Annotated in this window: 19 protein-coding genes; 9 read left to right on the top strand and 10 right to left on the bottom strand. The window is 33.8% G+C overall.

The genetic code is table 11. The annotated features are described in order from the left end of the window. The first annotated feature begins 8 nt into the window (after positions 1 to 8). The 5 genes from ABD745_RS07505 to ABD745_RS07485 all read left to right on the top strand — a co-directional run bounded on the left by ABD745_RS07505 (position 9) and on the right by ABD745_RS07485 (position 5,098). Positions 9 to 440 (top strand): DoxX family protein, encoded by a 432-nt coding sequence (locus ABD745_RS07505; RefSeq protein ID WP_344827533.1) that lies wholly within the window; start codon positions 9 to 11, stop codon positions 438 to 440. A 93-nt stretch (positions 441 to 533) separates the two neighbouring features. After that, positions 534 to 2,936 (top strand): alpha/beta hydrolase family protein, encoded by a 2,403-nt coding sequence (locus ABD745_RS07500; protein ID WP_344827532.1) that lies wholly within the window; start codon positions 534 to 536, stop codon positions 2,934 to 2,936. 77 nt (positions 2,937 to 3,013) lie between these two features. After that, entirely contained in the window at positions 3,014 to 3,760 is a 747-nt protein-coding gene (locus ABD745_RS07495; protein WP_344827530.1) for a hypothetical protein, read from the top strand. A gap of 198 nt (positions 3,761 to 3,958) precedes the next feature. Continuing rightward, on the top strand, positions 3,959 to 4,540 hold the full coding sequence (locus ABD745_RS07490; protein WP_344827528.1) for a Crp/Fnr family transcriptional regulator: 582 nt from the start codon (positions 3,959 to 3,961) through the stop codon (positions 4,538 to 4,540). A gap of 54 nt (positions 4,541 to 4,594) precedes the next feature. After that, the gene (locus ABD745_RS07485) at positions 4,595 to 5,098 is read left to right on the top strand and encodes a GNAT family N-acetyltransferase (protein WP_344827527.1); all 504 of its coding nucleotides are present in this window, start codon (positions 4,595 to 4,597) and stop codon (positions 5,096 to 5,098) included. 373 nt (positions 5,099 to 5,471) lie between these two features. On the opposite strand, the gene ABD745_RS07480 is transcribed toward ABD745_RS07485, so the two are convergent. From ABD745_RS07480 to ABD745_RS07445, 8 genes are all read right to left on the bottom strand, one after another. Then, complete coding sequence (locus ABD745_RS07480; protein WP_344827525.1) at positions 5,472 to 6,833, bottom strand: MATE family efflux transporter; 1,362 nt, start codon at positions 6,831 to 6,833, stop codon at positions 5,472 to 5,474. An 80-nt stretch (positions 6,834 to 6,913) separates the two neighbouring features. Beyond that, complete coding sequence (locus tag ABD745_RS07475; protein ID WP_344827523.1) at positions 6,914 to 8,098, bottom strand: sigma-54-dependent transcriptional regulator; 1,185 nt, start codon at positions 8,096 to 8,098, stop codon at positions 6,914 to 6,916. 56 nt (positions 8,099 to 8,154) lie between these two features. After that, the gene (locus ABD745_RS07470; protein ID WP_344827521.1) at positions 8,155 to 8,814 is read right to left on the bottom strand and encodes a YggS family pyridoxal phosphate-dependent enzyme; all 660 of its coding nucleotides are present in this window, start codon (positions 8,812 to 8,814) and stop codon (positions 8,155 to 8,157) included. A 197-nt stretch (positions 8,815 to 9,011) separates the two neighbouring features. Beyond that, on the bottom strand, positions 9,012 to 9,878 hold the full coding sequence (locus ABD745_RS07465) for a polysaccharide deacetylase family protein (RefSeq protein WP_344827520.1): 867 nt from the start codon (positions 9,876 to 9,878) through the stop codon (positions 9,012 to 9,014). Between the two features lie 116 nt (positions 9,879 to 9,994). Continuing rightward, positions 9,995 to 10,735 carry a DUF72 domain-containing protein gene (locus ABD745_RS07460; protein WP_344827518.1) on the bottom strand — a complete coding sequence of 247 codons (741 nt, stop codon included), beginning with the start codon at positions 10,733 to 10,735 and terminating at the stop codon, positions 9,995 to 9,997. 4 nt (positions 10,736 to 10,739) lie between these two features. Next, complete coding sequence (locus ABD745_RS07455; protein WP_344827516.1) at positions 10,740 to 13,580, bottom strand: heavy metal translocating P-type ATPase; 2,841 nt, start codon at positions 13,578 to 13,580, stop codon at positions 10,740 to 10,742. 250 nt (positions 13,581 to 13,830) lie between these two features. Then, positions 13,831 to 14,391, bottom strand: coding sequence for a helix-turn-helix domain-containing protein (locus tag ABD745_RS07450; RefSeq protein ID WP_344827513.1), 561 nt, complete (start codon positions 14,389 to 14,391; stop codon positions 13,831 to 13,833). Beyond that, entirely contained in the window at positions 14,388 to 14,783 is a 396-nt protein-coding gene (locus ABD745_RS07445; protein WP_344827510.1) for an acyl-CoA thioesterase, read from the bottom strand. Before ABD745_RS07445 ends, ABD745_RS07450 begins: the two co-directional genes overlap by 4 nt. A gap of 550 nt (positions 14,784 to 15,333) precedes the next feature. On the opposite strand from ABD745_RS07445, the gene ABD745_RS07440 reads away from it, so the two are divergent. Further along, complete coding sequence (locus ABD745_RS07440) at positions 15,334 to 15,753, top strand: RNA-binding regulator (RefSeq protein WP_344827507.1); 420 nt, start codon at positions 15,334 to 15,336, stop codon at positions 15,751 to 15,753. Positions 15,754 to 15,892: 139 nt separating this feature from the next. Further along, positions 15,893 to 16,642 (top strand): hypothetical protein, encoded by a 750-nt coding sequence (locus tag ABD745_RS07435; protein WP_344827504.1) that lies wholly within the window; start codon positions 15,893 to 15,895, stop codon positions 16,640 to 16,642. 47 nt (positions 16,643 to 16,689) lie between these two features. Here ABD745_RS07435 and ABD745_RS07430 read toward each other — a convergent pair whose 3' ends face one another. Together ABD745_RS07430 and ABD745_RS07425 are read right to left on the bottom strand one after the other, a co-directional pair. Further along, on the bottom strand, positions 16,690 to 17,172 hold the full coding sequence (locus ABD745_RS07430; protein WP_344827501.1) for a BlaI/MecI/CopY family transcriptional regulator: 483 nt from the start codon (positions 17,170 to 17,172) through the stop codon (positions 16,690 to 16,692). An 8-nt stretch (positions 17,173 to 17,180) separates the two neighbouring features. After that, the gene (locus tag ABD745_RS07425) at positions 17,181 to 17,783 is read right to left on the bottom strand and encodes a phosphatase PAP2 family protein (RefSeq protein ID WP_344827498.1); all 603 of its coding nucleotides are present in this window, start codon (positions 17,781 to 17,783) and stop codon (positions 17,181 to 17,183) included. Between the two features lie 127 nt (positions 17,784 to 17,910). Here ABD745_RS07425 and pdhA point away from each other — a divergent pair, with 127 nt between their 5' ends. Both pdhA and ABD745_RS07415 read left to right on the top strand, forming a co-directional pair. Then, positions 17,911 to 18,912, top strand: coding sequence for a pyruvate dehydrogenase (acetyl-transferring) E1 component subunit alpha (gene pdhA, locus ABD745_RS07420; protein WP_047402133.1), 1,002 nt, complete (start codon positions 17,911 to 17,913; stop codon positions 18,910 to 18,912). Positions 18,913 to 19,005: 93 nt separating this feature from the next. Next, positions 19,006 to 20,610: a 2-oxo acid dehydrogenase subunit E2 gene (locus ABD745_RS07415; RefSeq protein WP_344827494.1), complete on the top strand. Its 1,605-nt coding sequence runs from the start codon at positions 19,006 to 19,008 to the stop codon at positions 20,608 to 20,610. Positions 20,611 to 20,799 lie beyond the last annotated feature (189 nt).

Below are 20,799 nucleotides of genomic sequence, written 5' to 3'. Positions count from 1 at the left end.
TTTGCTTAATGAACTATTTGAACTCAACAAATTCTAATTCGGTTTTAAAAGATGTTATGTTACTGGTTGTGAGAGTGTTTATTGGTTTTGCCATGCTGTCTCACGGGTTTCCAAAGTTGCAGATGCTGTTGGAAGGTGGAAAGACTGAGTTCTTCGATTTTTTGGGAATGGGAACACAAGTTACTTTAGGTCTTACTGTTTTTGCAGAATTTGTTTGTTCGATTCTTCTTATTTTAGGTCTTTTTTCAAGAATTGCTTTAGGATTTTTGATCTTTACGATGATTATTGCAGGATTTGTAGTTCATGGAGCAGATCCTTTTGCAAAACAGGAAATGAGTCTGATTTATCTATCAATTTATCTTCTTTTAATTGTTTTCGGAGCCGGAAAATTCTCCGTAGATCATCTGATTGAGAAGAGAAAAAGAGCGAATGACTGGTAATTAACTTTAAAAATATAAAATAAAAGTAGTGAGTTTTCTTGCTGCTTTTTTTATGTCTTCAATTTTCATTAAATTCGTAAAAATCGAAATATTATGAAAATAAAATTAACAATATGTCTTCTTGCATTTCTAAATTTCTATGAGGCTCAGGAAAGTATTGCTTACCAAAAACCTTCAGCAGAAATCCTTAAACTTGCTGATTATGAAAGACCTCCAAGTGTTTTAATGAACAGCAAAAAAGACTGGATTGTCTTTACATATCGTCCAACTTACAAAACATTGGAAGATCTAAACCAACAGGAAATGAAACTCGGGGGATTAAGAATAAATCCGGTGACTAACATTTCCAGTACAGCAACGTATTTTAATAATCTGAAAGTTAGAAAACTTAATGATAAAACGGAAGTTCAGGTTAAAAATTTACCATCAAATCCAAAAATTACTTACACTTCATTCTCACCGGATGAAAAAAAATTAGCTTTCACCAATACCACCAATAAAGGTGTAGAACTTTGGATTGTTGATCTGGAAACTGCAACAGCTAAGAAAATTACCTCAGATAATTTAAATGCAAACTTGGGAAGTCCTTATGTCTGGAATAAAGATTCTCAAAATTTATTGATTAAAACACTTCCTCAAAACAGGGCGACTTTAATAGATTCCAGCAAAGATCTTCCGACAGGACCGATTGTTTCAACTGCCGACGGAAAAGTTTCACAGAACAGAACATATCAGGATCTTTTGAAAAATCCGCAGGACGAAAAGAATTTTGAAATATTGACTGCTTCTGAGATTTATAATGTTGATCTTAATGGAAGTTTAAAGAAAGTAAAAGATCAGGATTTATACTCAGGTTTAAGTTTTTCTCCGGACGGAAATTATTTAATGGCAACAACTATCAAAAAACCATTTTCCTACATCGTTCCTTTAAATAGATTTCCAATGACAACAACGGTTTATGATATGAGCGGAAATGTTGTAAAGGTTGTCAACGAGATTCCGTTAAATGAAATTATGCCGAAAGGTTTTTCATCCGTAAGAACCGGAAAAAGAGATATGGGGTGGAGAAGTGATTTGCCGGCAACGTTGGTATATGCAGAAGCTTTGGACGGAGGAGATCAATCGAAAACAGCTGATTACAGAGATGAAATTTTCACTTGGGAAGCTCCGTTTAATACTGCTCCGAAATCATTCTTTAAAACAAAACAAAGATATGAAGATGTAAGCTGGACAAACGATCATTACGCGATTGTTTCGGAAGGTTGGTATGATACAAGAAATACAAAGGCTTTTTTGGTCGACCTGAATAATGGTGAATCAAAAATAATTGACGACAGAAATTATCAGGATGTTTACAGCGATCCGGGAAACTTCAACACCACTAAAAATCAATACGGAAGATATGTTGTTGATATGAAAGGAGGGAAATCATACTTGATCGGAGCAGGTTTCACAAAAGATGGACAACATCCTTTTATCGATGAAATGGATATGAAAACGTTGAAGAAAAAAAGATTATATACTTCCAATCTTAAGAATGCTAAAGAAGAAATTATTGATATTTTAAATCCATCAAAAGGAGAGATTTTAACGACTCAACAGTCATCAAGTCAATATCCAAATTATTTTAAAAAGAATATTAAATCTAATAAAACTGAAACGGTAACTAATTTTGCCAACCCTTTTGAAAGTATTAAAGATGTTTATAAAGAAGTGATTACTTACAAAAGAAACGATGGAGTAACGTTGACGGGAACACTTTATCTTCCTGCAAACTACGACAGAAAATCAAAAACAGAGAAGCTGCCATTGCTGATTTGGGCTTATCCAACAGAATACAAAGACAAAAATACGGCAGGACAAAATACACAAAATCCGAACGATTTTACATTTCCTTATTATGGATCTTTTGTCTATTGGACAACAAAAGGTTATGCCGTTTTAGATGATGCAGCTTTCCCAATTATAGGGGAAGGAAAAACGGAACCGAATGATACTTTCATTCCACAATTGGTTGCCAATGCAGAAGCCGCAATTAATGCGGTAGATCAGTTAGGATATATTGACAGAAAAAAAGTGGCTGTCGGAGGACATTCTTATGGTGCTTTCATGACCGCAAATCTTTTGACACATTCCAAGCTTTTTGCGTGTGGAATTGCCAGAAGTGGGGCTTATAACAGAACTTTGACACCGTTTGGTTTTCAAAGTGAACAAAGAAATTACTGGGATGTTCCGGAAATTTACAATACCATGTCACCATTCATGAATGCGGATAAAATGAAAACTCCTTTGTTATTGGTGCATGGTGATGCAGACAACAATCCGGGAACATTCACTTTGCAGACGGAAAGATATTTTCAGGCCTTAAAAAACTTGGGAGCTCCTGTAAAAATGGTTCTTTTACCTAAAGAAGCTCACGGATATGTCGCCAAAGAAAATATTCTTCATTTACTTTGGGAACAGGATCAGTTCTTGGAGAAATGTCTGAAGAAATAATAATTTAATAGTAAACTCGTTCATATTTGGACGAGTTTTTTTATTTTCAAAGTTTAAAAATAATGATCTCTATTCAAATGAAAATATTAATTTTTCTAACATTTACACCCTTTTTTATTTTCGGGCAATTATCACCAAATGTGAATGAATTTTACCAGCAAATTTCCAAAAGTAAAAGAGCTGAATCTAAAAATATAAGTATAGACGGACATGAAAGTGAATTGTATAAAATTCATGAGAAAATGGATAAAATAGCAACGGATCAGGAAATAGAACATATTGCATTTCATGGAAATCCTGTAAATAAATACTACGCAACAAATATTCTTTTTAAGAGGAAGTCTAAATCATTAGAAAAACTATTTAAATATTATGTGAAAAGTAAAGATTCTGTACATATTTTGAAAGGATGTATTGGTGGTATTTCGGGGTTGGATTATGAATTATATTTGAATATAGTTTCTGAGAAACAAACAATAAATCAGGCAGTTTGGGAGAAAAAATGGAAGGATAGTATGATGATTAATAAAAAGCAAAATACTCCTGAATATTTAAATTTAGTTGATGTGTTAAATACAGAAACGAACTGGACTTGTAAAGAATTAGACTCATTAGTTTATAAATTTGACCAGATTATTTTAGACGATCCAGAATCTTCTGAAAAAATTGTTGAATTTATTTGTGGGCGTTATTTATTTGAAAGTATAAAAGTGCCTTATTTCGAGAAAATTACTTATTTCGAAAAAAAATATAACTCCGAGTATATTAAAAAATATCTAAATTTTTGCAGATATGGAATAAGAGAAGAGCCTAAAGATTATTAAAGCTTTATAAATAGCTCAAAATCCCATTAATATTTTCCAATTCCCATAAAGTTCGTTAATCCAAAGTGTATCGTCTGCATCAAAAGCAATGGTTATGATAGAATTGTTCATATTATGTTTACTTTAGTTTTTGTAATTTTCTGCCGACAAAATTCAGTATAAAAAATAAACCAGAAAAGGACATTTGTCCCAACGAATATGTTACGCACGAATCAACCATTTTTAGATTATTTAGAAAAGCTTTATAATAATCAGGATCATAAAGAAAATATTGTATTAAAATCTTTTGAAAAAGGAGATAAAATTCTGACACAAAATGAAATATCCACCAAAATAATGCTTATTAAGAGTGGAATTACAAAGTGTTATTTCGTGGAAGAAAATGACAAAGAATACATCGTTGAATTTCTGGGAAAAGGAGAGATCATCGGTGAAATTGAGGTAATTAAAAATGTTTCCTGTCTTTGCAGCATTGAAGCTATTACAGAAGTGACTGTTTATTCGATGACAATCCCATATTTTCAGTCTTTGATTAAAAGCGATCTTACTTTGAATAATTTATTGCTTGATGTTTTTGCAGAACGTATTGTTAATACTTCAAGCCGTGCATCTTACCAACAGCTTCATACGACAGAACATACACTTTCCCAGCTTTTGGAGGTGAAATCCAAAGAAATGGAAATCTCAAAAGAAGATATGGCGGCTTATCTGGGAATTACGGTGAGAAGCTTAAACAGAGCTTTAAAAGAGCTTGAACTGAAAGAAAATAACGAAGGATAATTCCTTAAAATAAAAAAAATCTTCATGTATCTTTGCAAAAATATTGTTGCAGAAATGTCAGAAATAAAATTCAGGAATGCAAACCTGGAAGATGTACCAAAAATTGTAGAAATTTATAACTCAACCATCCCTTCAAGAATGGTAACTGCCGATACGGAAAATATTTCTGTTGAAAGTAGAATTCAATGGTTTCACGAACATAATTCCGAAACCCGACCACTTTGGATCATTGAAGATCATCAAAACAATGTTTTGGGTTGGGTGAGTTTTTCATCATTTTACGGAAGGCCGGCTTATAACGGAACCGTAGAATTAAGCATTTACATGGATGAAAGCTGTCGTGGGAAGGGTTACGGCAAGAAGGTTCTGCAATATTGTATTGATAGTGCAGGGAAATTTGGAGTAAAAACGTTATTAGGTTTTATCTTTTTGCATAATGAGCCGAGCTTGAAACTATTCAGGCATTTTGGTTTTGAAGACTGGGGAATTTTTCCTGATGTTGCAGTTTTAGATGGTGTGGAAAGGACTTTGGTGATTTTGGGGAAGAGGATTGGCTAGTCGTTGCGAGGAAGCAATTTCAAATAAAGATTATTTATCACAAATATTTATTTTCAGGAGCTATTTCCCGCTTTCCGCTACAATCTTTTTTTTCAAAAAAGGATTTCCACTGCAATCGGGGCTAAGGTATTTGTCATTCTTTTAATGATATGCAATAATCACTCATTTTGTCATTCCGTAGGAATCCAGACAATGATTTTCTACAATCATTTCTAAAAAATAAGCCTAGATTCCTACGGAATGACAAAGTAATAATTAAAAAGACTGCTTCGTGACTTCGTTCCTCGCAATGACCAGATTGAGCTGTTTTTTTAAAAATAAATACTTGAAAATTAAATAGAAAAAAAGCGATCCAAAAAAGACCGCTTTCATATTATAAATTCTGTTTAATTCTCTTTGCAGACATATTCAAAAATCGCTTGACAAGCATCACGGCTGAAATTGTTAATCCCAATCCTAAAGCGATCCACATTCCGAAAGCTCCCATTTTCATGGTTACACAAAGGAAATATCCTAAAGGAACGGTAATCACCCAATAGGCAATAAATGTGTAAATAGAAGGAATTTTCACGTCCTGTAAACCTCTCAATGTTCCCAAAGCAGTTACCTGAATTCCGTCCGATAACTGGAATAGAGCAGCAATGATCATCAATTTTGAAGCTAAAGTTATCACTTCAATTTCTTCTTTTTTAGTAAAGAATGTCGGGAGAATATTTCGTCCTAAAATAAAGACAATCCCACAAATACACATGAATATAAAAGCTATTTTCAAATTGTTGATCCCGACTTTTCTTAATTCGACAAAATTCTGTTCGCCCAGTTTTCTGCCGATCATTACTGTTGAAGCCACACTGAAACCGATACATAAATTAAAGGTAAAAGAAGCCATACTTAGCGCAATTTGGTGTGAAGCAATATCATGAGCCGAAATTAATCCGCAAATAAAAGCTGCACCCGCAAAAGCTGTAACTTCAAAAAACATCTGTAAAGCGGTTGGAAACCCTAATCTTACCATTTTTTCAAACATTTTTTTTGTAAAAACCTGAATTTTCAATGAAAAATCTTTGATATACTGCTTTGTCTTTTTCTCATTCAAAAGAACAAAATATAAGAAAACAACCATGAAAATTCTTGCTATTAAACTTGCTAAAGCAGAACCTTTTACACCCATTTCAGGGAAAATCCAAAGTCCTTTAATGAAAACGTAATTTAAAATGATATTAATTATGTTTGCAATGATCGTTGCTTTCGTCACTCCAATTGTATAAGATAATCCTTCCGAAACTTCTCTCAACGTCTGAAACGCCATAAACGGAACAATGCTTATTGCCATTATCCCTAAAAAATCTACCGTATCAGGAATAATTTTGGCAGGCTGTCCTGAATGATAGAGTAGAGGCAGTCCTAAAAGTAGAATTCCCATTAAAATAATTCCTACTGTCATATTGATTACAAATCCATGACTGAAAACAGAGTTGATCGTTTTATGATCATTTTTAGAATGCGCTTCCGAAACCAATGGCGGAATTGCAAAAGAAAACCCCAATGCCAAAACAAACATGGAGAAAAATACCGCATTTCCCAGCGATACAGAAGCCAATGCGTCGGCTCCCAATAATTTTCCGACAATAATATTGTCGAACAGATTTACCGAGACTTGCCCCACCTGTGTCAACATGACCGGAAGAGCCAGAGTCAGGCATTCTTTGGTATAGTTTTTATTTAAAAAATTCATAATAGTTTAATTCATACAGTTCAAAAAAAAGATTTGCAGTGAGTACTGCAAATCTTTATATATTTAAAATAATAATAAAATTATTTCCTTACAAAACTTGCAACGTCTTCAGCAGAAACAGTGTTTCCTCCTAAAATAATCAGCCTTTCGACAACGTTTCTTAATTCTCTGATATTTCCGGTCCAGGAAAGAGCTTTTAAAGCCTCAATAGCCTTGTCATCAAATTTTTTAACAGCAGTACCATGTTCGTCAGAAATCATTCCTGCAAAGTGATCTACCAATAATTTGATGTCCTCTTTTCTTTCATCCAATGGCGGAACATAGATTTCAATCACAGAAAGTCTGTGATAAAGGTCTTCTCTGAATCTACCCGCTTCAATTTCCACCTGCATATTTTTATTTGTTGCTGCAAGAACTCTTACATCAACTTTAATTTCTTTATCGCTTCCTACAGGAGAAACTTTGCTTTCCTGAAGAGCTCTTAAAACCTTAGCCTGAGCGATTAAGCTCATATCTCCGATCTCATCCAGGAAAATAGTACCTCCGTTTGCCTGTTCGAATTTTCCTTGCTTATCCTTAATTGCTCCTGTGAAAGAACCTTTTACGTGTCCAAATAATTCAGATTCAATAAGTTCTGATGGGATTGCAGCACAGTTAACTTCTATCATCGGACCTCTTGCTCTGTCACTTTGATTGTGAATGGCATGAGCTACCAACTCTTTTCCTGCACCGTTCGGACCTGTGATTAAAACTCGCGCATCAGAAACAGCAACCTTTCCGATCATATCCTGAATCTTTTGCAAACCTGCTGATTCACCGATCATTTGGTATTTTTTGTTAACTTTTTTCTTTAACGTTTTATTTTCGGTTTGAAGATTTTTATTTTCTTTCTTCAAAGTTTCTTTAGCCAAAGCATTTTTTACGCTGGTAATCAATCTGTTGATATCGATAGGCTTGGAAATAAAGTCATATGCGCCATCTCTTAAGCAAGATACTGCTGAATCTATGTCTGCATGTCCCGAAATCATAATGAAAGTGGATTCCGGTTTTAAGACTAAACTTTGTTTTAATAGTTCAGTTCCTGAAAGTTTTGGCATTTTGATGTCTGAAATCACCAATGCGAAGTCTTCTTTTTCTATCTGTTTGTAACCTTCAAGTCCATCTTCGGCGATAACAAATTCATAGTCAGTTAGTTCATCAGAAAGAATACTTTGAAGTACCCCTGAGATTGCTTTTTCGTCTTCTACAATAAGGATTTTTTGCATAGTTGCAAATTTAGATTTTTTGATTGAATTATTAGCAAAAACTATACCTAAACCAACTATTTTGAATAATCTCTTCTTCCGAAAATTGCTGATCCCACTCTTACAGAATTAGCTCCACTTTCAATGGCGATAGGGAAATCATCACTCATGCCCATTGATAATGTTTCAAGTTTTTCTAATTGATTTAATTCATCAAAAAGCTTTTTTAGGAATAAAAATTCCTTCTTTACCTGAACTTTATCGTCTGTAAAAGTTGCCATTCCCATCAAACCGGTAATTTCTACATTCGGAAAGTTGCCATTAATGTATTTGTGAAATAAATCTTTTGCTTCTTCAATTTCCAATCCGAATTTGCTTTCTTCTTCGGCTATTTTCACTTGAAGTAAGATTTTAATTGTACGGTTGTGTTTTGCTGCTTCTTTATTGATTTCCAAAATTAATTTTTCAGAATCCACACTTTGAATGGTGTCAATAAATTCGGCAATATATTTTACTTTGTTGGTTTGTAAATGCCCGATCAGATGCCATTGAATATCTTTAGGAAGGAGAGGGTATTTTTCAATAACTTCCTGAACTTTATTTTCTCCAAAAACTCTTTGCCCCAGATCATAAATCTCCTGAATCGCAGAAACAGGATGCGTTTTTGAAACAGCAACCAATTGTACACTTGAAGAAATTTGACTTTTTATATCGTTATAATTTTCCTGAATACTCATAGTTGCAAATTTCTGAATTTTAAAAGCAAAAAACGAATAAAATGTGAATTTTAGTTAAAAAGCTGTTGATAGAAAATTTGTAAAGATGCTTCGACTTCGCTCAGCTTGATACCTCTGATAACGTTTTGTTTTACAGTAATTTTGTATTGATGTCATGCTGAGCGAAGTCGAAGCATCTAATATTTAAAAGTTTAAAATTAATTCAAAACCTCATTAATCTCCGGATATTCCGAAATTTTCCGGAAAACAAATCGATTACTTTTTTGTAATTTTTCAATAAATAAATCCAATTCATTCACAGAATCCGTATCCGTTAAATACTGATCGTGAGTAAGAAAAACCAGATGTCTTGAAGTTTTTTCGAGATCATTAAAGAAAATGCTGTCTACTTTTTTAAGCATAGCCTGATGATTTCCTTTCAGCTCCATTCTATTGGTAGGTTTCCACTCGAGATCCCAGCCGATTACTTTATAGCCCGCTTTTTTCAGGCTGTTTGCTGCTTCTGTAGAGCTTTTAAGGTCTGTCGCCGTAATATTATTTAGTCTCCAGATATTTCTTCCTGGAGTTCTTGCAATTTTGTCATAGAGTTTTAAACTGTCTTTTGCAGCATCAAAATCCTGAACTACCCCCATTGGATTTTTGTAAAAATCGGTGTATTTATTATTGGCATGAGTAAAACTGTGATTGGCAAGCTCTACCAATTGATCTTTTCTTAATAATTCTAAATCTTCCTGTTGTTTTTTGCTTCCATAAGCGTGTTTTCCGACAAGGAAAGCGGTTGCACAAATATTTCTTTTGTGTAAAATTTTCAGGAGATTTTCGGTTCCTCGATTGGGACCGTCATCAAAAGTGAGATAAATTACTCTTTTATCGGAAGGAACATTTTCATCATCAATTTTTGAGACAATTTTTGCGACGGGATGGTCTTTGGGAATCAGTTTTTCAGATTCTTTCTTGTCTTCTTTTTGACTACAGCTGTTAAATAAAATTGAAGTTGCACTCATCAATGCAAACATCCCGCGAAAAGTCTTGTTTCTAGACTTTCCGGCAAAAGTTTTTGTCATAAAGTTTAATGGAATTTAGTTGTTAAAAATTGTTAATTTTTCTAAATTATTCTTAACAAAAATTATACCGAATTTCATTAAATTTTATTTTTTAAGTTATTTTTAATAAATTTATTTTAAGAAGCTATAATGTCAAGAATTTTCTTTAAGTGCAGTGCGTTTTTAGTGGCTGCCGTTCCCCAAGTATTATTAAAAAAGATAAATGATTTATGTTGTGAATTTTTAATTTTAACAGCTAAATCATCAAGGAATTCTTCAGAATATTCTGATTTATAAAGAACAGGTTTACCATGAAGTCTGTAATATAAAATATCAGGATGACTTACAATAACAGCTTCCGGCAGATTTCCGGGAAAGCTTACACCTGAAAAAACTAAATTATTTTCTTTTAAAATATTAAAAATTTCATCTTGCCACCAGGATTCATGACGGAATTCAATGACATTTAAATAATTAAAATCAATGTTATTAAGAATTAAATCAATATTTTCCTGAGTATTTTTAAATGATGGGGGAAATTGATACAAAAATCCCGAAAGTTTTTCTTTTAAGTTAGACTGAATATGAATGCAAAATTCTGAAATTTCTTCTTTACAATCTTTCAAACGCTTTTCATGAGAAATTGTTTTTGGAATTTTAATGAAAAATTTAAAATCATCAGGCGTTTCATCAACCCATTTTATCAATGTTTTGACCGTTGGTTTTCTGTAAAATGTAGAATTTATCTCCACCGAATTAAATTCCTGAGAATATAAGGTGAGAAAATCTTTACTTTTGGCGTCTTCAGGATATAAAGATCCTTTCCAATCGTTGTTGTAAAAGCCTGAGCATCCGATATAAAGATTTTCTTTTTTCATATTTTTATTTTACATCCAAATCAACCGAATTCAATCGTAAAGAATTTAAAATCACAGATAAAGAACTGAAACTCATCGCAGCAGCAGCGATCATCGGGGATAATAAGATTCCAAAAAATGGATACAATAATCCTGCCGCAACCGGAATTCCCAAAACATTATAAATAAAAGCAAAAAACAGATTTTCCTTAATATTTTTCAGAAGCTTCTCGCTTAATAATTTGGCTTTTGCAACACCAATAATATCGCCTTTTAATAAAGTAATTTCTGCACTTTCAATGGCTGCATCAGTTCCTGTGCCCATTGCAATGCCGATATTAGCCTGAGCCAAAGCAGGGGAGTCATTGATTCCGTCACCGGTCATGGCTACAATTTTTCCTTGTTGTTGAAGTCTTTTTACTTCATTTAATTTATCTTCGGGAAGACAGTTTGCTTTAAAATGTTTAATGCCCAATTCGTCTGCGACAGCTTTTGCGGTATGCTCGTTGTCACCGGTCATCATGATGATGTCAATGCCTTCATTGAGAAGTTGTTGAACGGCTTTTTTAGAACTTTCTTTAATTTTATCAGTAAAACTTATAAAGCCTAAAACTTCTTGGTCCTGAGCGACATAAGAAATTGTGTGCGCTTTGGATTGTACTTCAACAGCTTTTTGTTTCAGACTATCAGGAATTGAAATTTGATGAGATGTCAGAAGATTTTCGTTTCCCAGATAGACTGTTTTTCCGTTGATATTTCCTTTTACCCCTTTACCCGAAATATTTTCAAAATTTTCTACTTTTTCACTCGAAATATTTTCACTTTTTGCTTTTTTGATAACTGCATTTGATAACGGATGTTCTGAGTTTTGATTTAAAGAATAGGCAAATTTTAAAATTAAATTTTGATCATTATTAATCGTTTCGATATGCTCAATTGATGGTTTTCCTTCTGTTAATGTTCCTGTTTTATCGGTGATTAGAACGTTTACTTTATTCATTTGTTCAAGTGCGTCGGCATTTTTAATTAAGATACCGTTTTTTGCACCTTTACCAATTCCGACCATCAAAGACATCGGCGTTGCCAATCCTAGCGCACACGGACAAGCCACGATCAAAACTGCAACGGCATTCACAAAAGCAAACAGACTTTTTTTACCTTCCGGTCCAAAAAACTGCCATAAAACAAAGGTCAGAACAGCAATTAAAATAACAGTTGGGACAAAAACTTTAGCCACTTTATCCGTCAGTTTTTGAATGGGAGCTTTGCTTCGACTTGCTTCATTGACCATTTTAATAATTTGAGAAAGCAAAGTTTCGTCGCCTACTTTTTCAGCTTTCATGATGAAAACCTGATTACCGTTTATAGTGCCGGAAGTCACTTTATCATCAATATTTTTTTCGACAGGAATGGGTTCTCCCGTGATCATACTTTCGTCAACGATAGAATTTCCTTCTGTAATTTTTCCGTCGACAGGAATTTTTTCACCCGGTTTTACTCTTAATAAATCTCCGATTTTAACTTGTGAAAGGAGAACTTTTTTTTCTTCACCATTAATGATCAAGTTGGCTTCATCAGGAGAAAGATTCATTAATTCTCTAATTGCGTTCCCCGTTTTTTTGTGAGCGGCAGCTTCCATTAACTGTCCTAAAATGACAAGCGTTAAAATCACACAGACAGCTTCAAAATATAATGGAATTTCATGATTATGACCACGAATTTCATGTGGAATAAGATCAGGAAAAATCAAAGAAACAATACTGAAAATAAATGCTGCTGCAACGCCCAAAACTATTAAACTGAACATATTTAAGTTCCATGTTTTGAAAGAAATCCAACCTCTTTTCATCAAAAACCATCCTGAATAAAATAAAACAGGAAGTGTCAAAATCAACTCAATAATTCCCTGAATCTGATGTGAAAAAGGAAAATTCATCAACATTCCGCCCATCGAAAGAATAAAAACAGGAATGGTAAATGCCAGTGAAATGATGAATTTTCGTTTTAGAATATTGTAGGTTTCATCTTCTTCACTGTCATCTTTTTCGGGCATTCTGACAAGATCCATTCCGCAGATCGGGCAATCTCCCGGCTCGTTCCGAACGATTTCAGGATGCATCGGACAGGTATATTTTGCTATTTTCTTTTCGGGATATTTCACCAAATCCATTCCGCAAACTGGGCAGCCAACATTGCTGTCATAAGTTTTGTCGCCTTCACAATACATCGGGCAATAATATTTTCCAGCAATTTCATCCGTAAGTTTCGGAGCTTCATGATGATGGTGATGGTTAGAATGATGGTGTGAATGTGTTGTTGAATTTTTAACCAAATCTTCTGTAATTTCCTCCAAATGCATATGGCAAACCGGGCAATCGCCTTTTTCATTATAGATTTTATCGCCTTCGCAAAACATTGGACAATAGTATTTTCCGACATTGTCTTTAAAATTTTCGGGAAGATTTGTTGAAGAAAAAGTAGGTTTATAATTCGGATCTTTGGCATGTTTTTCCTCAATCGGAACCAGATACATATTGCAAACCGGACATCTTTTGCCTTGTTGGAAGTAAACTTTATCGCCCTCACATTCCATCGGGCAATAATAAACTGAGGATGGTGAAACGCGATCTTGTGGTTTTACAAAAGCTTTTTCGGGATTATCGGGATCTTCCAGTTTGTAATTTCCGATTTCTTCTAAAGCTTTATTTAATGTTGTGAGTTCGATCGATTGATCGGAAGTTATTGTCGCTGTGTTGTTTTTAAGACTGATTTCAGCTGTAATTCCTTCTATATTATTGAGTTTTTCTGAGATTTTTTTCTGACAGCCGGAGCAGGTCATTCCCAGAATTTTATATTGTTGTTGCATGATCCTTTAATTTATACTACAAATTTCCAAAATGAAAGTGGAAGGTTGTTATAAATTTAAGGATAATGTTTATAGAATTTGGTTTGAAAGTTTTTTGGGTGGAGTGTTGGAGTGTATTAGGGTTTGAAAGTGAGAGCGTTACAGAGTATAAGAGTTTTGCGTAAAAGAGGATTTTTACACGGATTTTCTGATGTTAAATGTCATAGACGCAATTATTAAAACTCAAAAAAACTCTCAAACACTACAACTCTCAAACAAAATCCAGAGGTTTTCTATTGTGAATTTTCAGTTTTTTGAATTCGGTAGGAGTGAAGCCTGTGCTGTTGCGGAATTGGGATGATAAATGCTGAACGCTTTTATAACCCAGTTTTCCGGCGATTTCTGTTAAAGTAAATTCATTATATAGAAGAAATTCTTTTACTTTTTCAATTTTTTGAAGGATAAAGAACTGTTCTAATGTAACATTTTCGTTTTGTGAGAAAGTTTTCGACAAAGAACTGTAGTCTTTATAAAGTTTTGAACTTAAAAATTCAGACAAAAGAAAATTTTCATCAATATCCAGTTCGCTTATTTTAATGATGATTAAATTTTTAATTTTCTCAATAATTTGACGTGATGAATCTTTTATCCGTTCAAATCCGGTTTGCAGTAAATGATTTTCCAAAGACTCCATATCTTTGTCGGAAACTTCAGATTCTGTTTCGACTTCACCGAGATTGATTGATTTAATTTTGATATTGGTATCATTAAAAATGCTTTCAACAGCAGAAATACACCTGCCACAAACCATATTTTTTATGAAAATCTTCATAATTGATTGTTTAACCTGTCTTTTACGAACTCAACTTTCGTTTTTCCATGGGGAGCCGGGTTTCCGTCCTGACCCAAATTTACCATTACAATTTTGTCAACAGTGATAATTGTTTGATGGGTCATTTTATTTCTTACATCGCATTTTAACGTAAGCGAAGTAGAGCCAAAAGAAGAAACTTCAATACCAATTTCGATAATGTCTCCCTGTTTCGCCGAGCTTACAAAATTGATTTCAGAGATAAATTTTGTGACAATTTTTTTATTTTCCAACTGGATAACAGCATATAAAGCAGCTTCTTCATCAATCCATTGTAATAGTCTCCCTCCAAAAAGTGATTGATTAGGATTTAAATCTTCCGGTTTTACCCATTTTCTAGTGTGATAGTTCATATTTGAAATTTTGTACTGCAAATTTAGCTCTAAAAACTGGCTTTATCAAACGAATCAGATTCAGTTATCGAAAGAGAATTATTTATATTCTCAATTATTTGTTTTTAGATTGTATATTTTCGTTTTTTGCATTTTCTTTTTGAAAAAGGTTACAATTTAAAAACAAAGCAATTTTCAATAATTGCTATGAAATTATTTATTAACCGACGATACATACAGTGTATTAATGAATATGATGCTTATTATAAATAATTTTTTGATAATAATTTATAAACTTCAATTTTCTAATCTGTTTCAAAATTACAAATTCTCATTAATAAACTGATTTTTGACAAATATTCATAAAAATTTCATGATAAATTAATACTTTTTAACGAAATAATATTTTAATTGAAAATTTTACTTAAATATTTTGAAAAAAAGCTTTGATATGAAATTAATAATCGTATCTTGCACCTGTCTTATATCTGGAATCAATATTTGTTCAGTCTTTATGTTGTTTTTCTTTTATAAACCAAATCATTGTTAACATTTTTAATTTTTAACTCAGATGAACATTTTTGTTTCAAACATCAACTACGCAACTAAAGATTATGAGTTGCAGGATCTATTTTCAGAATTTGGAGAGGTTTCTTCTGTAAAAATCATTACAGATAAAGAAACTGGTCGTTCTAGAGGTTTCGGATTTATCGAAATGGAGGACGCTGAAGGACAGCAGGCTATTGAAGCTCTTAACCAAAAAGAATTCAACGGAAAAGAACTTAACGTTTCAGAAGCTAAGCCAAGAGAGGAAAAGCCAAGAAGAACTTTCGGTAACGGAGGTAATGGAGGTAACAGAAGCGGTGGCGGTGGCTACGGTGGAGGTAACAGAAGCGGTGGCGGTGGCTACGGCGGAGGTAACAGAAGCGGTGGCGGAGGTTACAGCGGCGGTGGAGATCGTGGCGGAAACGGCGGTGGAAAACGTTGGTAAAAAATATAAGCGGCTTTTAAGCCGCTTTTTTTATGTCTTTAATTCTCAACAGATCATTTAATTAGTATTTTAAAGGTGAATTTATCATTTTTTTGGCATAATTTTAGAGAAATTTTTAACCAATCAAAACTTAATTAAAATGAAGAAACATTTATTAGTATTGTTAATGATGTTTAGCGGATTATTTTTTAATGCACAAAACATCTACAACGGTCAAAATATTGAACAAAACAAAAAGTACTGGTCGGGTAATAATCAATATTATTTGATTTTTCAGGATGATGGAAATCTGGTTGTTTATAATAGAGCAGAAAGTCTAACTTGGAATTCGAAAACTTCAGGAAGAGGAGTTAGGGCTATTTTCCAGGATGATGGTAATTTGGTAGTTTATGGTCAAAGAAATACTGTGATATTTAGTACAAATACGAATGGAAGACGTGCAAACAGGCTGGCTATTCAGGATGATGGTAATCTGGTTATTTATACTAGATCGGCTTCTATATGGTCTTCTGACGCAGATAATGCTAATAACGGTGGTAATTCAGGATCAAGGGATTCTTCTGTAAATTTGGGATATACGTTCCGTAGAGGTGTTAAAGTTTATTCTTCCAATCGTTCTTATTATTTGTCACTTCAGGATGACGGAAACCTTGTCCTTGCAAAAAATAACGGAGACCCAATATGGAGTTCGTTTACTGATAATAGAGGCAGTAAGGCAGTGTTTCAGAAAGATGGTAATTTTGTAGTGTACGATTCGTATAACAGAGCGATCTGGGCAACAAATACAGCTAATAGAGGTGCTGCAAAATTAACAATCCAAGATGATGGAAATCTTGTGATCTATAGCAGAAATAATTCTCCGGTTTGGAGCTCGGAAACTCAAAGATAATATACCATTAATCAAAATATATAAAGCATTACCTTGTGGTAATGCTTTTATTTTTCCGGATCTTTTTTCTTCTTCTTTTTCTTCTCCTTGTCTTTAGTTTTCTTTTTATCTTTTTTAGGATTTAAAACCTCATTAGCATATTCAAATTCCGGTTCTTTTATATTCGTTGAATTTGTTTCAATATTAATATTAAAGTCTTTTAAATCTTTTTGTGAAATCAGGTTTTCACTAATTAAAAATCCTAAAATTTCTTTCCCTGAATTATTAAAAAAATTGTGTGAAAGTTCTTTTAATAAAAATTTTTTATACTCTTCAAAAGGAACAAGAACATTATATTTAAAAATTCTTCCTTCTTTTTCAGTAGATAAATATCCTTTTTCTACCAATATTTTCAAATAAGTGGAAACTGTATTCTGATGCGGTTTTGGTTCAGGATGCTGCTCCATAATATCTTTTAAATAAAAGGAATCCATTTTCCAGAATAGCTTCATTAAGTTTTCTTCGGCAGATGTAAGATGATTTATTTTCATATTAATTCTTAATGTTGAAATTGTATATTGCAATAAAGGTAAAGAAAAGATACCATAAAAGCAATTCCAGCGCCCATGAACACCTCTTTTGGAGTGTGCCTTTTTAAAATAATGCGGGTAATACCTACCAAAACTGCAATGCCCAACCAAATTAAACCCATTGTCGGATTTAAAGCAAAAAACAAAGCTGCTACAAATATATTAAAGGACGTATGCATGGAACTTTTAATGAAAAGATTACTGATTTGCATAGCAAAAAGAAGAATTAAAACAAACAGCATTACGAAATCAATATATCCGTTTTTGAAATAATTATAAGCAATGTAAGCGATTACACAAGCTGCTATAAAAATATACAAAGTCTTTCTCTGAATACGATTGGATACATCCATATTCGTATATCGTCCCGTTTTTACATTCCAGACCAACCAAATAATTACTGGGATAATAACCATTAATAATATTGGAAGAAAATAGATAACAGAATCGTGTAAAGTGTAATTTTTTACACTCATATAGACGAAAAATATGAACAAAGAAACCAAAGGATTAAAGAAATCTGATATAATTTTTGAAATTTTATGAATAACTGAAGGCTGTTTTTCTTCCATATTTAAGTTTGATAATGTAAATATAATACTATAACCAAAAAAACAATTGGTATGTATACAATAAAAACAAAGTTTTTTTTATAATTTTGCTCAACTATTTCATAATAAATAAGCAAGAGCTCAACACATGAAAGAATTTTCTAAAGAGGTATACCTGAAGTGGTATGAAGATATGACAATGTGGAGAAGGTTTGAAGACAAATGCCGTTCTCTTTATCTAAAACAAAAAATCAGAGGTTTTTTACATTTGTATAACGGTCAGGAGGCTATCCCTGCTGGTTTCACGCATGCAATGGATTTAACTAAAGATAGTATGATCACTGCTTACAGATGTCACATCCATCCAATGGCGATGGGAGTAGATCCTAAAAGAATCATGGCAGAACTTTGTGGTAAAGCTACAGGTACTTCCGGAGGTATGGGTGGATCTATGCACATTTTCAGCAAAGAACATAGATTTTATGGAGGTCATGGTATTGTTGGAGGTCAGATTCCTTTGGGAGCCGGTATTGCTTTCGCGGATAAATTTTTCGACAGAAAAGCGGTAAATATCTGCTTTTTCGGAGATGGAGCGGCTAGACAGGGTTCACTACATGAAACGTTTAACATGGCTATGAACTGGAAATTACCGGTGGTTTTTGTTGTTGAAAACAATCAATATGCAATGGGAACTTCTGTTAAGAGAACAGCTAACCACGAAGATATCTACAAATTAGGATTAGGGTACGAAATGCCTTGTCTTGCAGTAGATGCAATGGATCCTGAAAAAGTAGCTGAGGCTGCTTACGAAGCTATCGAAAGAGCTAGAAGAGGAGACGGTCCAACTTTTATCGAGGCTAGAACTTATCGTTACAGAGGTCACTCTATGTCTGATGCTGAACCTTACAGGTCTAAGGAAGAAGTTGCTATCCATAAAAATGATGACCCGATCGAATTGATCAAACAAAGAATTTTGGCTAACAATTGGGCTACTGAAGAAGAATTGGAAGCTACAGATAACAAATCAAGAGATTTCGTTGAAGAGTGTATTGAATTCATGGAAAACTCTCCATATCCGGATGTAGAGAAAGTATATGAATATGTATATTCTCAGGAAAACTATCCATTCTTAGATAAATTAGAAAACTAATAATAATTTGCTGATAGGATGATATGGTGTGTTATTTTAACTTTCACTTTTCTTATCATCACTTCATCACATTAACAAATTAAAAATTAAATTATGGCAGAAGTTATTACAATGCCGCGTCTTTCCGATACTATGACGGAAGGTAAGGTGGCAAAATGGCATAAAAAAGTAGGGGATAAAGTAAAAGAAGGAGATATTTTAGCTGAAATTGAAACTGATAAAGCTGTTCAGGATTTCGAATCTGAAATTGAAGGTACCCTTTTATACATTGGTGTAGAAGAAGGTGGTGCAGCTGCTGTAGATTTTGTTTTGGCAATTATCGGTAATGAAGGAGAAGATATTTCAGGATTAACTGGTGGAGCTGCTGCTCCGGCTGCAAGTGCTTCTGAAGAGAAAAAAGAAGAGCCTAAAGCTGAAACAACTTCTGCTCCCGAGCAAACTTCTGCGGAAGTTCCTGCCGGAGTAGAAGTGATTACAATGCCAAGACTTTCTGATACAATGACAGAAGGTAAGGTTGCAAAGTGGCACAAAAACGTAGGAGATACAGTAAAAGAAGGAGATCTTCTTGCTGAGATCGAAACAGATAAAGCAGTTCAGGATTTCGAATCTGAATTTAACGGGGTACTATTGAAGCAAGGTGTTGAAGAAGGTGGTGCTGCTCCTGTTGATTCGGTGTTGGCAATTATAGGACCTGAAGGAACAGACGTTTCTGCGGTTGGTGCTGCAAAACCTGCGACTCAGTCTCCAGAAAAACCTGCTGAACAAAAAACTGAAGCTAAAGCAGAAGAAAAAGCTGCTCCGGCTGTAAGTTCTTCATCATCTGACAGAGTTGCAATTTCTCCGTTAGCAAAGAAAATAGCTCAGGAAAAAGGGGTTGACATTCACAGTGTTCAAGGTTCTGGTGAAAACGGAAGAATCGTTAAAAAAGATATTGAAAATTATCAGCCATCTGCAAAACCTGCTGCTTCAGCTCCGGCTGCAAGTCCTGCTGCTCAGGTTGCATTAAGCTTTGTTCAGGGTGAAGATACAGAGACTCCAAACTCTCAGGTAAGAAATATCATTGCGAAACGTCTTGCTGAAAGTAAATTCTCTGCCCCTCACTACTATCTAATGGTAGAGATCAATATGGATAAAGCAATTGAAGCTAGAAAAGAGATCAATTCTTTACCGGATACTAAAATTTCTTTCAACGATATGATTATTAAAGCGACTGCAATTGCTTTAAGAAAACATCCGCAGGTAAATTCAAGTTGGGCAGGAGACAAGATCATTCACAGAGGAAACATCAATGTTGGAGTAGCGGTTGCGATTCCTGACGGATTGGTAGTTCCTGTACTTAAGAATACAGATCAGATGAGCTATACTCAGATTTCTGCAGCTGTGAAAGATATGGCTGGAAGAGCGAAGTCTAAAGGTCTTAAAGCTAACGAAATGGAAGGTTCTACATTCTCGATCTCAAATTTGGGTATGTTCGGAATCGAAACATTTACAAGTATCATCAATCAACCAAACTCTGCAATCCTTTCAGTAGGAGCAATTATCGAGAAACCGATTGTTAAAAACGGTCAGATCGTAGTTGGAAACATCATGAAGCTTTCATTAGCTTGTGACCACAGAGTTGTAGACGGTGCTACTGGTGCTCAGTTCTTACAGACATTAAAAACATATTTAGAAAGTCCTCTAACTTTGTTACTGTAATTTTCTAAAGTTTTAAAATATTGAAAACGCTTCTCGATTTTGGGAAGCGTTTTTGCTTTAAAATTATCTTATGGGTTCAAACCTTAAGGTTAAATTTTAGAATAGAAAATAACTGGCGCAAGTTCCTAGCCCAGATAGAAACGGTTACCCCACAGTAAGCAAGGACAAAAGCTTTAGAGCGAGGAGTAA

Source organism: Chryseobacterium ginsenosidimutans (assembly GCF_039536845.1).
GTDB lineage: Bacteria > Bacteroidota > Bacteroidia > Flavobacteriales > Weeksellaceae > Chryseobacterium > Chryseobacterium ginsenosidimutans_B.
The sequence above is the reverse complement of the archived record's forward strand: the minus strand, read 5'-3'. Positions and strand labels throughout refer to the sequence as shown.

What these genes read in the sequence shown, in the direction of transcription:
- ABD745_RS07425 (WP_344827498.1), bottom strand. Translation starts at nt 17,783, where the DNA reads ATGGAAGAAAAACAGCCTTCAGTTATTCATAAAATTTCAAAAATTATA.
- ABD745_RS07475 (WP_344827523.1), bottom strand. Translation starts at nt 8,098, where the DNA reads ATGCAAAAAATCCTTATTGTAGAAGACGAAAAAGCAATCTCAGGGGTA.
- ABD745_RS07440 (WP_344827507.1), top strand. Translation starts at nt 15,334, where the DNA reads ATGAACATTTTTGTTTCAAACATCAACTACGCAACTAAAGATTATGAG.
- ABD745_RS07465 (WP_344827520.1), bottom strand. Translation starts at nt 9,878, where the DNA reads ATGACAAAAACTTTTGCCGGAAAGTCTAGAAACAAGACTTTTCGCGGG.
- ABD745_RS07455 (WP_344827516.1), bottom strand. Translation starts at nt 13,580, where the DNA reads ATGCAACAACAATATAAAATTCTGGGAATGACCTGCTCCGGCTGTCAG.
- ABD745_RS07505 (WP_344827533.1), top strand. Translation starts at nt 9, where the DNA reads ATGAACTATTTGAACTCAACAAATTCTAATTCGGTTTTAAAAGATGTT.
- ABD745_RS07470 (WP_344827521.1), bottom strand. Translation starts at nt 8,814, where the DNA reads ATGAGTATTCAGGAAAATTATAACGATATAAAAAGTCAAATTTCTTCA.
- ABD745_RS07485 (WP_344827527.1), top strand. Translation starts at nt 4,595, where the DNA reads ATGTCAGAAATAAAATTCAGGAATGCAAACCTGGAAGATGTACCAAAA.
- ABD745_RS07450 (WP_344827513.1), bottom strand. Translation starts at nt 14,391, where the DNA reads ATGAAGATTTTCATAAAAAATATGGTTTGTGGCAGGTGTATTTCTGCT.
- ABD745_RS07445 (WP_344827510.1), bottom strand. Translation starts at nt 14,783, where the DNA reads ATGAACTATCACACTAGAAAATGGGTAAAACCGGAAGATTTAAATCCT.
- ABD745_RS07490 (WP_344827528.1), top strand. Translation starts at nt 3,959, where the DNA reads ATGTTACGCACGAATCAACCATTTTTAGATTATTTAGAAAAGCTTTAT.
- ABD745_RS07415 (WP_344827494.1), top strand. Translation starts at nt 19,006, where the DNA reads ATGGCAGAAGTTATTACAATGCCGCGTCTTTCCGATACTATGACGGAA.
- ABD745_RS07435 (WP_344827504.1), top strand. Translation starts at nt 15,893, where the DNA reads ATGAAGAAACATTTATTAGTATTGTTAATGATGTTTAGCGGATTATTT.
- ABD745_RS07500 (WP_344827532.1), top strand. Translation starts at nt 534, where the DNA reads ATGAAAATAAAATTAACAATATGTCTTCTTGCATTTCTAAATTTCTAT.
- ABD745_RS07495 (WP_344827530.1), top strand. Translation starts at nt 3,014, where the DNA reads ATGAAAATATTAATTTTTCTAACATTTACACCCTTTTTTATTTTCGGG.
- ABD745_RS07430 (WP_344827501.1), bottom strand. Translation starts at nt 17,172, where the DNA reads ATGAAAATAAATCATCTTACATCTGCCGAAGAAAACTTAATGAAGCTA.
- pdhA (WP_047402133.1), top strand. Translation starts at nt 17,911, where the DNA reads ATGAAAGAATTTTCTAAAGAGGTATACCTGAAGTGGTATGAAGATATG.
- ABD745_RS07460 (WP_344827518.1), bottom strand. Translation starts at nt 10,735, where the DNA reads ATGAAAAAAGAAAATCTTTATATCGGATGCTCAGGCTTTTACAACAAC.
- ABD745_RS07480 (WP_344827525.1), bottom strand. Translation starts at nt 6,833, where the DNA reads ATGAATTTTTTAAATAAAAACTATACCAAAGAATGCCTGACTCTGGCT.